The organism is Pseudaminobacter salicylatoxidans, from assembly GCF_003148475.1.
Taxonomy (GTDB): Bacteria; Pseudomonadota; Alphaproteobacteria; order Rhizobiales; family Rhizobiaceae; genus Pseudaminobacter; species Pseudaminobacter salicylatoxidans.
Window position 1 is genome coordinate 136782 of sequence record NZ_QGGG01000005.1, and the last position, 13629, is coordinate 150410.

Sequence of the window (13629 nt, forward strand, 5' to 3'; positions counted from 1 at the left end):
GCGCTAGTCGGCCGCGAAAAGCGCCTTGATCTCGCCGATGCGCTCGGCACTGAGCACGGTGCCGTAGTAAGCCCACAAGGAGTCGTTGGCGGTCTTGTTCCAGCGCGCGGATTCCTCCTCGGAAAGAGTAAGGATCTGCATGCCCGCCTCGGTCATGATGCCCTCCTGCTCCTTCTGATTCTTCTGGAACCAGTCGAGGGCGAAGGTCTGTGTCTCGGCGATGGCCTTCAGCAGAATGTCCTGCACCTCGGGCGACAGGCTGTTCCACTTGTCGAGGTTCATCGCCACGCTGCCGCCGCTGCGATACATGGGCTGGTTGATCATGTATTTGGTGACGCTCTGCCAGCCATAGCGGGTGAACGCATCGGCCACGGGCCAGGAGAAGCCCTCCACGGTGCCGCGATCCATGGCGAGGAAGATTTCCGACGGAGGCAGGGTGATCGACTCCGCCTCGACAGCCTTCACGAAATGCCGGGTCAGCGGCGCGACGCGCAGCTTCATGTTCTTGAGATCGTCGACCGACTTGACCGGGAAATTGGTCGAGACGTAGTGGGCGCCCTCACCCGGATCGCCGGCGGCATGACCGAGATGGCGCACACCTTTTTCGGCATAGAGCCCGACGATGTAATCATAAAGAGGCGAGCCCGGCCCGCCATCGGGAATGGTCAGCGGCGAAAGCTCGGTGATGTCGCCTCCCGGAACGATGCCGGCCCAATAGTTCGGGGCGCCATACCAGACGTCAAACACCCCATTGACCAGCGCTTCCGGCTGATCGAACGGCGGCAGCACGTCGTCGGCACCGATATACTGGACCTTGACCTTGCCTTCGCCAAGCCGGTTCACATTCTCCATGAAGTTTTTGCCGACCTCGGCCGTCGGCGAGAATCCGGGCGCCCAGGCGCCGACCATCTTCAGCGTGACTGCGTCCTGGGCATGAGCGACGGCGCTGCCGAGCAACGCAAAGCCGAAAGCCACGGCACCCCAGCCCCGCGTAAAGCCGATATTGAAAGACATTGTTCCTCCCCATGGACCAGCGGCGCGGAACTGACCGGCGCCAGCGTCATCAACTACCCAGCCATCGGCTTCCTCCCGATCGCCAGGGCACCTTAATGCGACGCCTTTGCACTTGTCTACAATTTTTTTGCTATTGCATACAAAGATGCCGTCGCCTAGTTTGCTGCCAATGGATCCGCAATCGCAGGCTTGGCTGAAAAAGGCGCTGCGGAGGGATTGGCGTTCTGGGAGATAACAGGTGAGGCCAGCTTCTTTCGAATATCATAGGGCCACCTCTCTTGAGCATGCGCTCGAACTGCTCGCGGAATTCGGAGAGGACGGACGCCCGATCGCCGGCGGCCAAAGCCTTGTGCCGATGATGAACTTCCGACTGGCCCGTCCGGGTCATCTGGTGGATATCAACAAGCTGCCTCTCAACTCCATCGAGAGCGACGGGCAGATGCTGAGAATCGGCGCACTGACCCGCCACATAGCCTATTTCGACAATCCCCTTATCGCCAGGCATTTCCCGGCCTTTCTCGATGCCGTTCACTATATCGGCCACCCGACGATCCGCCGGAACGGATCGATTGGCGGCAGCATTTCGCACGCCGACCCGACCGCGGAACTGGCCGCGGTCTGCGTGCTCTACGATGCTGAGATCATTGCGCGATCAACCGCCGGCGAACGGCGCATAAGGGCGACTGACTTCTTCCTCAGCGCCTATGTGACGGCGCTGGAGCCGGGCGAGATGGTGGTGGGGGTGGAACTCCCGGTGCCGCCCTCATCCTCCACCGGCAGCTTCATTGAACTGGCCGAACGCAGCGGTGACTTCGCGACGGCCGCGATCGGCGTCTCCATCGAGTTTTCTTCCGGACGCATCACGAGAGCCGCCATCGTCTGCTCGGGCGCGGACCTGGTCCCCATCCGCGCCCGCGAAGCCGAAGATTTCCTTCAGGGAAAGCCTCTGGACGCAGCCGAGGCGAGTGAAGCCGCGCGGCTTTTTGCAACCTCCATCGATCCGGTCGACGACCATATCGCTTCCGCCGACTATCGCCGCGGCCTGATCGGAAAACTTACCCAGCGCGCCATCGAGGCGGCCTGCAACAGGGCTCTGGACAAATGATGATCGACATCACCCTTGAAGTGAACGGCGTCACCAAGACGCTGCAAGTGGAGCCGCGCCGGCTGCTGGCGGACGTGCTGCGCGAGGAATTCCGCCTTTCCGGCGTCCATATCGGCTGCGCGCATGGCGCGTGCGGCTGCTGCACTGTGCATCTGGACGGCACCCCGCGCCTTTCCTGCCTGACTTTTGCCGCGCAATGCGACGGCGCGTCAATCCGCACGGTGGAAAGCATTGGCGGCCCCAACGCCGAGCACATGCTGCAGCAGGCTTTCAAGAGCGAGCATGGCTTGCAATGCGGCTATTGCACGCCCGGCTTCATCATGACGCTGGTTCCTTTCGTGGAGGAGATGGTCGGGCAGAAGCGCATCCCGGATGACGCCGAAATCCGCGAGGCGATGAGCGGGAACATATGCCGCTGCACGGGCTATCACGGCATCGTCGCGGCCGTGCGCAAGGCCGTCGGCACCGGTCTGGAATCTGGAGTCTGACATGAAAGCGGAACGACCAAGACATATCGGCGCGCGCATCCAGCGTTTCGAGGACATCCGCCTGCTCTCGGGCTCGGCGCGCTATATCGACGATATTCGCCTGCCCGACATGCTGCACCTGAATTTCGTGCGTGCGGAAACGGCCCATGCCAACATCCTTGAAGTCGATACTTCCGGCCTTGCCGATCTGGACTTCCCGACCTGGGTCTTCACGGGCAAGGACACCGCCGGCCTGTCGATGAAGGCGCACCAGGACTATCCGGAAATGCAATATTCCGAACAGCCGCTGCTGGCCGAAGGCAAGGTGCGTTTCGTCGGCGAACCGGTCGCCGTGGTTCTGGCCGAAGATGCCTACAAGGCCGAGGACGCCGCGGAGCTGGTTTTCGTCGATTATGATCCGCTGCCCGTGGTCGGCAACATGGCACAGGCGCGCGACCCTGAAAGCACCCCGCTCTTCGAGGGCTGGAACGGTAACGTCATCGTCCAGCGCCAGATGAAGGGCGGCGATCTGGAAACCGCGAAGGCGCAGGCCGCGCATGTCATCCGCCGCACCTACCGGACCCAGCGCCAGGCTGGTGTACCGATGGAAGGGCGCGGTGTGGTGGCCAGTTTCGACAAGGCCACCCGCGTTCTCACGGTCTGGTCGTCCACGCAGATGCCGCATCTGGTGCGCACCTATATTTCCGAAGAACTGGGCCTGCCGGAATCGCGCATTCGCGTCGTTGCGCCGGATGTCGGAGGCGGCTTCGGCGTCAAGGGGCAGGTCTTCGCCGACGAAATCCTGATCGCCTGGCTCGCCATGCAGACCGGCCGCCCGGTCAAGTGGATCGAAAACCGCCGCGAGCATCTGATCGCCTCCATCCATGCCCGCGATCACGAGCACACGCTGGAAGCCTATGTCTCCGCCGATGGACGCCTGCTGGGCCTGACGGCCGACATCACGGTCGACAACGGCGCATACTCGACCTATCCGTTCACCTCCGCCGGGGAGCCCGGCATGGTGGGCAAGGTGCTTCCCGGCCCCTATGATTTCCAGGCCTACGAGGCCACATTCCGGGCCGTGGCCACCAACAAATGCGCCATCGGAACCTATCGCGGCGTCGCCCGCCCCTCCGCCGTGTTCTCGCAAGAGCGGCTGATGGACGACATCGCCGCCGAACTCGGCCTCGACCCTGTCGAATTTCGGCTGAAGAACATCATCCGCCAGTTTCCCTACCGCAATGTGCTGGGTTTCACCTACGATCCCGGCTCCTATGCCGAGGCGCTGGAACAGATTCGCGAACTCGTGGCCAATGACGTTGCCGAGGCGAAGGCTTCGCACTCCTGCGCCAAAACGCGCATCGGCGTGGGCATCGCCTGCTTCATCGAGCAGACGGCACATGGCACGCCGGACTTCACGCGCCGGCGTGTACCGATCGAGACCGGTTATATCGCTGCCCGCCTCGACATGTCGCCCGACGGCGAAGTCACCATCGATCTTGGCCTGCAGAACCACGGTCAGGGACTGGAAACGACCATGGCGCAGGTGGCGGCCGATGCATTGGGCATAGGCCCGGAGAATGTCTTCGTGCGCCACGGCGACACCATGACGACACCCTATTCGGTCGGCACCTGGGGCAGCCGCGGCGGCCCGCTCGGCGGCGGCGCAGTCCACATCGCAGCGACGAAGATCGCCGACAAGCTGCGTGCCATCGCCGGTCATTTGCTCCAGGCCAAGCCCGACCAGATCGAGCTGTCCGACGGCAAGGCTTCGGTGCGCGACAATCCCGGAAGTTTCATCGAAATCCGCAAGCTGGCCCGCATTGCGCAACGCAATGTCGAGCAGTTGCCCGAGGGCATGACTCCGGGACTGGAGGCCCATGCCAGCCTGGATGGACCGGCCGATGGCAGCTATGCCAACGCGGTGCATGCAGCCGTGGTCGAAATCGACATCGAGACCGGCAAGACCAAACTGCGCCGCTTCGTGGTCGTCGAGGACTGCGGCACGATACTCAATCCGCTGGTCGTGGACGGGCAGGTACGCGGGGGCGTCGTGCAAGGCATCGGCTCGGCCATGTTCGAGCATTTCATCTATGACGAGGAATGCCAGCCGCTGACCACCAGCTTTGCCGACTATCTGATGCCGCTGGCGCCCGAAATCCCGAATATCGAGGTGCACCACATCGAGACCCCGACCCCGCTGACGCCGCTTGGAGCCAAGGGGCTGGGAGAAGGCGGCGCCATCGGGCCGGCAGCGGCCATCGCAAACGCCGTTGCTAATGCGCTTGGCGTGAGCGTGGCCAGCACGCCGCTCAACACCAATGCGGTGTGGAAGCTGGCGCAGCATATTCGCGACGCGAACTGAAAGGATGGGCGGGGCAGCCCATGCCCCGCCTTTCAGGACCGCAACCGATGCCAGGGGCGGCGCAAAGCGATCCGGCGTTGGTTGGAAAGAGGACGGCTCCCAACCAAACCGCTTCAAATCATTTGGTTGAAAGTCGGGCGCGCCACACGGCTCTTTTTCCGTGTGCTGCGGACCATGCCCCACCTTGCCGGAAAGCAAGGCAGCACGCCGCGTCTGTGGAGAGCGCGTAAACGTACCTTACTGCGCCATGCACGGCATGACGCAAATAAGGTTGGTCTTTTTAGCCGATGTTCTCGCTTTCGAGCGCCAGAAGCACGTCCGCGGCCGTTCCGGCGAGCAGATCGACATGCTGGCGCATCAGGCCGTGGGCCAGGTCCTCGTCGCCGGCAACGATTGCATCGGCAATCCGGCTGTGTTCCAGGATCGACTTGGCCATACTGCGCGGATTGGTGATATGACGGCGATAGACATGCAGCCTGTTGCGCAGCTTGCGGCTTTCTTCCTGCAGGAAGGTGTTGCGCGAACCGCGGAAGATGGTGTCGTGGAACAGATTGTTGGCCTCGTAGAACTTGTCGAGATCTTCCTTCTCGGCATGCCCCCGGCACTCTTCGTTCCAGTGGCGCATTTCCGCGATCTCGTCGCGGCTCATCCGGCGGGCTGACAGGCGCGCCGACAGGCCCTCATATTCGGCCATGACCTGAAACATCTCGATGAGCTCGCCGGTCGTAAGACGGCGCACCGTAGCACCCTGGTTCTTCCGGATATCGACCAGCCCGCTCGACGCCAGATGACGCAAGGCCTCGCGCACGGGTGTGCGCGAGACCTCGAAGCGCCGGGCCAGCGACTGCTCATCCAGCTTGTCGCCGGGTTTCAGAATGCTGTTGAGAATGTCATCCTCAAGCAGGCGTATCAGATTGTCGGCCGACAATCTGGTCTCCCGCTCGTCCTGCACGACTTCGCTCACCGGCAAATCTCCAATCTTGCATACAATCTGCTAGATGCAGATTCATTCAGCTTGTTGCAAGCGTCGATATTGTCGACTTTGTCACTGCTGAACGGTGATGACCAGATAATCGCTCTCTTCATCGCCTTCATTGATAGTGTAGTGCGGGTCGCCCGGCTCGAACAAAACCGACTCTCCTGCGGCGAGCGTAAAGCGCTCCTTGCCCGTATCGAAGGTCATCTGACCCTTGATCATATAGAAAACCTGCGACCAGTCGTCGTGATGATGCAATTCGCCGCCGCCGCCCTTGGGGGCTCTCGAAAGCTGGACCGAGAAATTGCTGCCCTTGAACGGCACGATATCGAGCACGGTGAGGCCGCCGAAATGGGCAGGCGGGGTAACGCCGGTCGCCGCGGCGTTCTTCCAGATATTCATATCTGCTTCTCCAATCTGTGACAGGCCTACGAGATGTAGGCCATGTAGGGGCTGATGACGCTGCGCACCGGAACCTGGATGATGGCCGGCTTGCCGCTGGCGATGGCGTCCCTGACGGCGTCCTGAATTGCCGCGGCATCGCGGGCCAGATAGCCGCGGCCACCAAGGCCTTCGGCCACCTTGCTCCAGTCACGGCGCGGCAGGTGCATCTCGTAGGTTTCGCCGAAGCTCATCTCCTGGGGCAGCGCGATAGCGCCCCACATCTCGTCATCGAGTACGACTATGATGAAGGCGCGACCATAACGTTCGGCCGTGTCCAGTTCGGCGACATGAAAACCGACGCCGCCGTCACCGACGAAGACGATGACCGGAGCTTCCGGGTCGGCAAAGCTTGCCCCCGCTCCATAAGGCACTTCGGCTCCCAGGGCGCCGGACTGGCCCGCGCGCAGATAGCGGCCGGGCGCGGATATGCGCAGCCGGGCATCGGCCCAGAAATCGACATTGCCGTGCGAGGTTACATAGATGGTGTTTTGCGGCGCGGCTTCAGTCACCGCATCGACGGCCGCGATGGGGTGGATGCCGGAATTGTCGCCCTCGCCCAGTTGGGCGTCGCGTTCCCTGCCCCATTCGGACACCAGCCCCGCCGTCCAGTCGCTTGCGACATCCATCGCGGGAAGTTCGGCAAGCAGGTCGATGAACGTCGCAGGCGAAGCGGCCAGCGCCACGTCGGCGCGGCGATTGCGGTGTAGCAACTCGGGATCCGAGCAGACCTGCACGATGCGCACGTCCTTTCCGACGGTGTCGCCGAATTCGAGATCGAATTCGAAGTGATGGCCAAGCAGGATGATGCTGTCGGCCTTTTTCATGGCCGCGCGCAGCGTCTCGTTGCAGGGCGCATAGGCCGGGCCCATCCAGTTGGGATGGCGCTCATCGACAATGCCGCGGGCAAGACGCATGGTGGCGAAGGGCAGGCCGTGCTTCTCGACCACCTCGGCGATGCGCTGCGAACGATCGAAAAACAGCTCGTCGCCCAGAATGAGCAAGGGCTTGCGGCTGCTCGAGAGCACTGCCCCGGCCGCCTCTGCATCCTCCTTATCCAGCCCCGGACGGCCCGGCATGGGCGGCACGCTCGTCTGCGGCTCGCATCTGAGTGGCGCGGACAGGATATCGGTCGGCACTTCGATGAACACCGGGCCGGGGCGGCCCGCCCACATTTTGCGCCAGGCGATGTCGAGATATTCCTGCAGACGGTTGGGGTCGGTGCATCGGGCGGCCCATTTGGTCACGCCCTTCATGATCGGCAGCACGTCATAGGCCATGCCGGCGCCGCGCTCGGACGAAGCGGTGCCTGCCTGCGCGCCAACGATGATGACCGGTGTTCCGGCCAGCATGGCAACGAGGCCCGGCGTCACCGCATTGGTCACGCCCGGCCCGAGCGTTACGACGGCGGCGCCGGCCTGGCCCGTCACGCGCGACTGCGCCTCGGCCATGAAGCAGGCGGCCGCCTCGTGCCGGGTGTGGATCAGCGGCAGGCCCTGCCTGGCGCAGGCGCGGTAGACCGCGTTGATCGGGCCACCCGAAACGGAAAAGACATTGCGAACGCCAACCGCCTTGAACCAGGCGACGATGGCCGCACCGCCATCGAGGACGGCAGCGTCGGATGCGTTGTTCTTAGTAAGCACGGGACTTTCCTCCATCGAGGGCTATCGCGGTGCCGGTGATGAAACCCGCACGTTCGGAAGCCAGTGTGGCGACGATTGCGCCGAAATCCTTGGGATCGCCGAATTTGCCAACCGGAACCTCCTCCAGCCACAGCCTCTCGGCAGCCTGACGGTCCAGCCCGTCACGGTCCATGCTCGACTGGACCAGATATTCCATGCGGTCCGTGGCAAAGGGTCCGGGGCACAGGCAGTTGACCATGATCCCTTCATGGGCGAACTCGATCGACAGTGACTTGGCCAACCCGACCACGGCGAGGCGCACAGAGTCCGAAAGCACCATGTTCGGCTGGACGACCTTCACCCCGACGGTGGTGATGAAGATGATGCGCCCCCAGCGATTGGCCTGCATGTGCGGCAGCACCGCATGGCACAGATCCACCAGCGGCAGCAGGCTTTCGTTCAGCGCCTCGTCCCAGCCCTCGCGCGGAACGTCGAGGAATGGCGCCGACACCGGCCCGCCGGTATTTCCAACGAAAATATCGAGGCCGCCGAACGCCTCCACGACCTTGTCGACCCCCGACCGCAGCGTGTCCCGCTCGGTCAGGTCCATACGCACGGCGCAGGCATCGCTCGCACCAGCCGCGCGCAGTTCCTCCACCAGATCGCCGAGCGCGTCGGGATTTCGCCCGGCGACGGCGACACACGCACCTTCCGCCGCCAAAGCCAGAGCCGAAGCCCGCCCCAAGCCGCGGGATGCCGCCGTGACCAGCGCCCGCTTACCCGTCAACCCAAGCTCCATTCGCCCCTCTCCTCAGGCAATCCTCACTCAAATCTGACTATCAGCGTGTAAACATGGTGTCAATTCATGTAGACAATCTTTTTTATTTTGCATACAAATAGAGGAAGGAGAAAGCACCAGAAGGCGCATCGCGCCCAAGCTCAGGAGACTCGAATGACCGATACGCCGCTGATCCCGCTTGTCGTGGGAAACAGGACCTTGACCGAAGGCTCGGACGGTGTGGGCCGCTCGTTCGACCCCGCCACCGGCGCGCTGGTCGCTGAATATGTCCGTGCGGGCGAGGCCGAGGTGAACATGGCGGTCGCCGCCGCCCGCGAGGCTTTCGACAATGGTCCATGGCGACGCATGCGCCCGTTCGAGCGGGGACGTATCCTGCAACGCATCGGCGAGCTGATGCTTGCCCGCCGCGACGAGATCGCGATCAAGGAAAGCACCGACAGCGGCAAGCCGCTGCGCGATTCCTATTGGGAAGTCGACTGCTCGGCCCGCTTCTTCGAATTCTATGGCGGCGCCGCCGACAAGCTGCATGGTAGCTCCATCCCGCTCGGCCCGGACTGGTCGGACTGGACGGTGAAGGAGCCTGTCGGCGTCAGCCTCCATATCATTCCGTGGAACTATCCCTTCCAGCTCATCGCCCGCGGCGTTGCCCCGGCCCTGGCGGCAGGCTGTGCGGTTATCATCAAGCCTTCGGCCGACACGCCCGTCACCGCCTATGAATTCGTGAAAATCTGCCGGGAGGCCGGCCTGCCGGAAGGTCTGGTAAACCTCGTCAATGGGCGCGGCTCGCTGGCCGGCGATCTGCTCGCACGCCACCAGGGTGTGGACCAGATCACCTTTACCGGTTCGGTGCCAACCGGCGAACGCGTGCTCATTGCGGCCGCCTCGCATGCCGTTCCGTGCAACATGGAGCTTGGCGGCAAGTCGCCCCAGATCCTGTTTGCCGATGCGGATCTCGACAAGTCGCTGCCGATCATCGCCGGAGGGTTTCTCACCCATTGCGGGCAGGTCTGCAATGCCGGCACGCGCCTGTTCGTCGAGCGCTCGATCCACGACACGGTGGTGGAAAAGCTTCATGCCCGCATCAGCGCCATGAAGCTCGGCGCCGGCGTCGACGATCCGGACATGGGCCCGCTCATCAACAAGGGCCATCGCCAGGACGTGGAGGCCTACTACGAAGTCGCACGCAAGGACGGCGAGCTGCTGCTGGGCGCGGAATTGCCGACCGCCCCGGCGCTCGCCGATGGCGCGTTCGTTCGCCCCGGACTGGTCGTCGGGGCCGACAACCGGACCCGCATCGCCCGCGAGGAGATTTTCGGCCCGATCCTGACGGTCATTCCCTTCGACACCGCTGCCGAGGCCGTCGATGGTGCGAACGACTCGCCCTTCGGCCTGGTCGCAGGCATCCACACCACCAACATCAACAAGGCGCTTGGCGTTGGCGAGAAGCTGCGCGTCGGGCAGGTGTGGATCAACTCGTTCGGCGTCGGGCTCGACGTGGAATTCCCCTTCGGCGGTTACAAGCTGTCGGGCTACGGCCGCGAGAAAGGACTGGAGGCGCTGGCCGCCTATCAGCAGGTCAAGAACATCGCCATCCATCACCCGATGCCGTAACAACAGGCAAGGTGGATAGTGCCCAAAGGAAAGCCCCGGCCATGATGGCATGGCCGGGGCTTTTACATGGAAGGCCGTACGGCCGCGATCACAGCACCTGCGCGAGAAAACCTTTCAATCTGTCGCTGCGCGGGTTCCGGAAAAACTCGGCACTGTGCGCATCCTCGACAATTGCGCCATTCTCCATGAAGACGCAGCGATGAGCGACCCGGCGTGCAAACCCCATCTCGTGCGTGACGCACACCATGGTGATGCCGGTGGCGGCGAGCTCTTCCATGATGCGCAGCACCGACCCGACCGATTCCGGATCGAGCGCCGAGGTCGGCTCATCGAACAGCATGATCGAAGGCTTCAGGCACAGCGCCCGCGCGATGGCCACGCGCTGCTGCTGCCCACCGGAGAGCCCTGCCGGATATTTGTCGGCCTGATTGGCGACATTGACTTTCGCCAGATATTCCCGCGCCAGGGCCTCGGCCTGAGCCGCCGGCATACGCAGCGCCCGGCGCAATGCGAAGGTGCAATTGTCGAGCACGGTCATGTGGGGAAACAGGTTGAAGCTCTGAAAGACCATGCCGAGCTGACGGCGGACCCGCGCGACGTCCGAGGCCTTGCGCGTCAGTTCCATGCCGTTGACATGAATGCTGCCTGAATCGTGCCGCTCCAGATGATTGATGCAGCGGATGAGGCTCGACTTTCCCGACCCGGACGGGCCGCACAGCACCACGATCTCTCCTTGCGCCACCTGGAAGTCGATGTCGCGCAAGGCGTGGAAGCTGCCATAGAATTTGTTGAGCCGGTTCACCGAGATGGCCGGTTGCAGGCCGGCCGCCCTGCGGCCCGCGTCTGCGGTTGAAGGGATCTGGACGATAGCGTTCACGGGAAACGATCCTTTCATTGAAACCGTCGTGTCAGGTCCTGGCAAGATGACGGTTGAGCTTCCGGTCAGCCAGCGTGAAACCGGTACGCATGAGATTGACGATGCACCAATAGATCGCGGCCGCCGTCACCAGCGGCGTGAACGGATCGTAGGTGTAGTCGAACACCGTGTTGGCGGCGGCCGTCAGGTCCACCAGCGTGATGGCGGAAACCGCCGACGTGCTCTTGACCATGATCAGAAGCTCGTTCTGGTAGGCCTTCAGCACATATCTGGCCGCCATGGGCAGCCGCAGCCGGAACAGCGTCTGCCGGGGCGTGAGGCCAAGCGCGGTCGAAGCTTCGATCACGCCGGTCGGCACCGCCGCCAGGCCGCCGCGAATGATCTCCGCCATGTAGCCGGAATGGGTAAGCGTCAGGCCGACCCAGGCGCAGAAATATGCGTTGGAGAAAAAGGTCCACAGGAAGGTATCGCGCACGATCGAAAGCTGCGGCAACCCGCTATAGACGAGATAGAGCAGCACGAGGCTGGGCACGCCACGAAAGAAGGCGATATAACCTGCCGCCGCCTTTGCCTTCGGCCCCGTTTCCAGGCGCGCTAGCGCTATCGGCAACGCAAGCAGAAGGCCAAGCACGAGCACCGGCAGGAGAACCGCGAACGTGGTTGCGGTGCCGGCCAGCAGGTCCGGCATGCTCTGCCAGGCAAGGATGGGATCATAATGCATGGGCGCGCTCCTTCGCGGCGACCGGCCTGTAGCCGCGCTGCGTCCACTGCTCGATGCGCTGGGAGACGACGTAGGTCAGCGCCGTCATGCCAAGGAAGAACACCGACGCCAGCATATAGTAGATGAACGGTTCCTTGGTGACGCCGGAGGCGAGCTTGGCATAGGCCATGATCTCCTTGAGTCCGATCAACGAGATCAGTGCCGTGTCCTTGAGGACCACGATCCACATATTGGTCATGGCCGGCAGGGCCAGCCTCAGCACCTGCGGCAGGATGACGAACAGCCAGGCGGTGGGCCTCGGGACAAGCAGCACCCGTGCCGCCTCGAACTGGCCCGGCGGAACGTTCTGGATGGCGCTGCGGATGATGTCGGCCAGATAGGCGCCGTATACCATTCCCAAAGCCGCCACCGCTGCCGCGAAGGGCGAAACGTCGACCGTCACCGAAAGGCCGACCAGCGAGAACAGGCTCGCGATCATGCCGGATCCCGCATAGTAAAACAGGAAGGCGACCAGCAGCGACGGCACGCCGGTGAAGATCGAAGCATAGGTTTGCCAGATGACATCCACCGGCAGCCTGCGCTTCAGCGTTGCAAGCGCAAACACGGTGCCGATCGCCAGCGCAAGCAGATAGGAAAGCACCGCGACCTGGATGGTCATCAGCGCCCCGATCCCAAGTTGTTCAACGAAGCCCATCTGCGGCATCGACGTCGTCCTCCTCACGATTCGAGATGTCGGGCCGGCCTGACCGGAAAGGGAGCGCGACCGCAAAGCCGCGCTCCGGAATGCCGCCGGCTACCTGCAGGCGGCCTCTTCCGGCAGAAGCTCGACTTCCATGAACTGCTTGCGCAACTTTGTGAACGTGCAATCGGCAATGATGGTGTCGATGGTCTTGTCCATCCGGTCGAGCAGTTCCTGGCTGTTCTTGCGGGCGATCCAGCTCGACCCCTGCTCGCCACCGCCGGTCCACAGGTCTCCGCCTGCGAATTTCCAGCCCTGGCCCTGAGGCTTGGTCAGGAACTCGTTCGTCCAGCTGATCTTCGGGCCCAGGCTCATGTCGAGGCGACCGCTGGTGAGGTCGAGCCGTATCTGGTCGGGATTGTCGTAAAACACCACTTCGACGGCGTCGCCGAACTGCTCGTCGATATACTTGGCCTGCGCCGAGCCGCGCTGCAGGCCAATCCGCACCCCCTTCATGCCCTCCCTGGTGAAGGTGTAGTCCTTGTCGGCCTTCACCACATAGGAATCGGGATTGAACAGGATAGGACGCCCGAACAGCACCTTGGCCTTGCGCTCGGGCAACGGCTTGGTTTGCGTGGCGACCGCATCGAGCTTGTTCTGGAGCAGGGCCGGAATGAGTCCCTTGAAGTCCATCACGACGATGTCGCATTCGACATTCATGCGCTTGCACATCTCGCGCGCCAGTTCCGGCTCGAAACCCGTCAGCTTGCCGCTCGCATCAACCATGCTGAAAGGCGGGTAGCTGCCTTCATTGCCCAGCACCAGCTTTTCTGCCGTTGCCATTGCGGTTGCGCCCAGCAGCATTGCCGTCGCCAGCGACCATTTCAGAATAGCGTTGGTCAATTTTCTCTCCTTTGCCAGTGTTCACCCAATCCGGCGCCGCCCGTCGATC

General features: G+C 63.0%; 13 protein-coding genes. 4 read left to right on the forward strand and 9 right to left on the reverse strand.

Annotated elements, in window-relative coordinates; translation table 11 throughout:
• Positions 1-3: 3 nt before the first annotated feature.
• On the reverse strand, positions 4-1014 hold the full coding sequence (locus C7441_RS08905) for a TRAP transporter substrate-binding protein (protein WP_109612564.1): 1011 nt from the start codon (positions 1012-1014) through the stop codon (positions 4-6).
• A gap of 238 nt (positions 1015-1252) precedes the next feature.
• Here C7441_RS08905 and C7441_RS08910 point away from each other — a divergent pair, with 238 nt between their 5' ends.
• From C7441_RS08910 to C7441_RS08920, 3 genes are read left to right on the forward strand one after another with little or no spacing between them, the layout of a single operon-like run.
• Positions 1253-2119, forward strand: coding sequence for an FAD binding domain-containing protein (locus tag C7441_RS08910; protein WP_109612565.1), 867 nt, complete (start codon positions 1253-1255; stop codon positions 2117-2119).
• Positions 2119-2607, forward strand: a complete 489-nt coding sequence (locus tag C7441_RS08915; RefSeq protein ID WP_342353267.1) for a (2Fe-2S)-binding protein — start codon at positions 2119-2121, stop codon at positions 2605-2607. Before C7441_RS08910 ends, C7441_RS08915 begins: the two co-directional genes overlap by 1 nt.
• A gap of 1 nt (position 2608) precedes the next feature.
• On the forward strand, positions 2609-4951 hold the full coding sequence (locus tag C7441_RS08920; protein ID WP_109612567.1) for a xanthine dehydrogenase family protein molybdopterin-binding subunit: 2343 nt from the start codon (positions 2609-2611) through the stop codon (positions 4949-4951).
• A 280-nt stretch (positions 4952-5231) separates the two neighbouring features.
• Here the strand turns inward: C7441_RS08920 and C7441_RS08925 are convergent, their stop codons facing one another.
• The 4 genes from C7441_RS08925 to C7441_RS08940 form a co-directional block, all read right to left on the reverse strand.
• Positions 5232-5915 (reverse strand): GntR family transcriptional regulator, encoded by a 684-nt coding sequence (locus C7441_RS08925; RefSeq protein WP_210205618.1) that lies wholly within the window; start codon positions 5913-5915, stop codon positions 5232-5234.
• Between the two features lie 81 nt (positions 5916-5996).
• Positions 5997-6329 (reverse strand): cupin domain-containing protein, encoded by a 333-nt coding sequence (locus tag C7441_RS08930; RefSeq protein WP_019171698.1) that lies wholly within the window; start codon positions 6327-6329, stop codon positions 5997-5999.
• Between the two features lie 26 nt (positions 6330-6355).
• Entirely contained in the window at positions 6356-8011 is a 1656-nt protein-coding gene (locus C7441_RS08935) for a thiamine pyrophosphate-binding protein (protein ID WP_170125060.1), read from the reverse strand.
• Complete coding sequence (locus C7441_RS08940; protein ID WP_019171700.1) at positions 8001-8789, reverse strand: SDR family oxidoreductase; 789 nt, start codon at positions 8787-8789, stop codon at positions 8001-8003. Before C7441_RS08940 ends, C7441_RS08935 begins: the two co-directional genes overlap by 11 nt.
• 153 nt (positions 8790-8942) lie before the next feature.
• Between C7441_RS08940 and C7441_RS08945 the strand changes: the two genes are divergently transcribed.
• The gene (locus C7441_RS08945; RefSeq protein ID WP_019171701.1) at positions 8943-10400 is read left to right on the forward strand and encodes an aldehyde dehydrogenase family protein; all 1458 of its coding nucleotides are present in this window, start codon (positions 8943-8945) and stop codon (positions 10398-10400) included.
• Positions 10401-10488: 88 nt separating this feature from the next.
• Here the strand turns inward: C7441_RS08945 and C7441_RS08950 are convergent, their stop codons facing one another.
• The 4 genes from C7441_RS08950 to C7441_RS08965 all read right to left on the reverse strand — a co-directional run bounded on the left by C7441_RS08950 (position 10489) and on the right by C7441_RS08965 (position 13580).
• Complete coding sequence (locus C7441_RS08950) at positions 10489-11277, reverse strand: amino acid ABC transporter ATP-binding protein (protein ID WP_280523563.1); 789 nt, start codon at positions 11275-11277, stop codon at positions 10489-10491.
• A gap of 31 nt (positions 11278-11308) precedes the next feature.
• Positions 11309-11998 (reverse strand): ABC transporter permease subunit, encoded by a 690-nt coding sequence (locus tag C7441_RS08955; protein WP_019171703.1) that lies wholly within the window; start codon positions 11996-11998, stop codon positions 11309-11311.
• The gene (locus C7441_RS08960; RefSeq protein WP_109612569.1) at positions 11988-12701 is read right to left on the reverse strand and encodes an ABC transporter permease; all 714 of its coding nucleotides are present in this window, start codon (positions 12699-12701) and stop codon (positions 11988-11990) included. Before C7441_RS08960 ends, C7441_RS08955 begins: the two co-directional genes overlap by 11 nt.
• Positions 12702-12791: 90 nt before the next feature.
• Positions 12792-13580 (reverse strand): transporter substrate-binding domain-containing protein, encoded by a 789-nt coding sequence (locus C7441_RS08965; protein ID WP_019171705.1) that lies wholly within the window; start codon positions 13578-13580, stop codon positions 12792-12794.
• Positions 13581-13629: the final 49 nt, after the last annotated feature.

Bases quoted from the DNA above. Each gene is read 5' to 3' on its own strand.
- C7441_RS08905 (WP_109612564.1), bottom strand. From the start codon at position 1,014: ATGTCTTTCAATATCGGCTTTACGCGGGGCTGGGGTGCCGTGGCTTTC.
- C7441_RS08915 (WP_342353267.1), top strand. From the start codon at position 2,119: ATGATCGACATCACCCTTGAAGTGAACGGCGTCACCAAGACGCTGCAA.
- C7441_RS08920 (WP_109612567.1), top strand. From the start codon at position 2,609: ATGAAAGCGGAACGACCAAGACATATCGGCGCGCGCATCCAGCGTTTC.
- C7441_RS08930 (WP_019171698.1), bottom strand. From the start codon at position 6,329: ATGAATATCTGGAAGAACGCCGCGGCGACCGGCGTTACCCCGCCTGCC.
- C7441_RS08940 (WP_019171700.1), bottom strand. From the start codon at position 8,789: ATGGAGCTTGGGTTGACGGGTAAGCGGGCGCTGGTCACGGCGGCATCC.
- C7441_RS08945 (WP_019171701.1), top strand. From the start codon at position 8,943: ATGACCGATACGCCGCTGATCCCGCTTGTCGTGGGAAACAGGACCTTG.
- C7441_RS08955 (WP_019171703.1), bottom strand. From the start codon at position 11,998: ATGCATTATGATCCCATCCTTGCCTGGCAGAGCATGCCGGACCTGCTG.
- C7441_RS08960 (WP_109612569.1), bottom strand. From the start codon at position 12,701: ATGCCGCAGATGGGCTTCGTTGAACAACTTGGGATCGGGGCGCTGATG.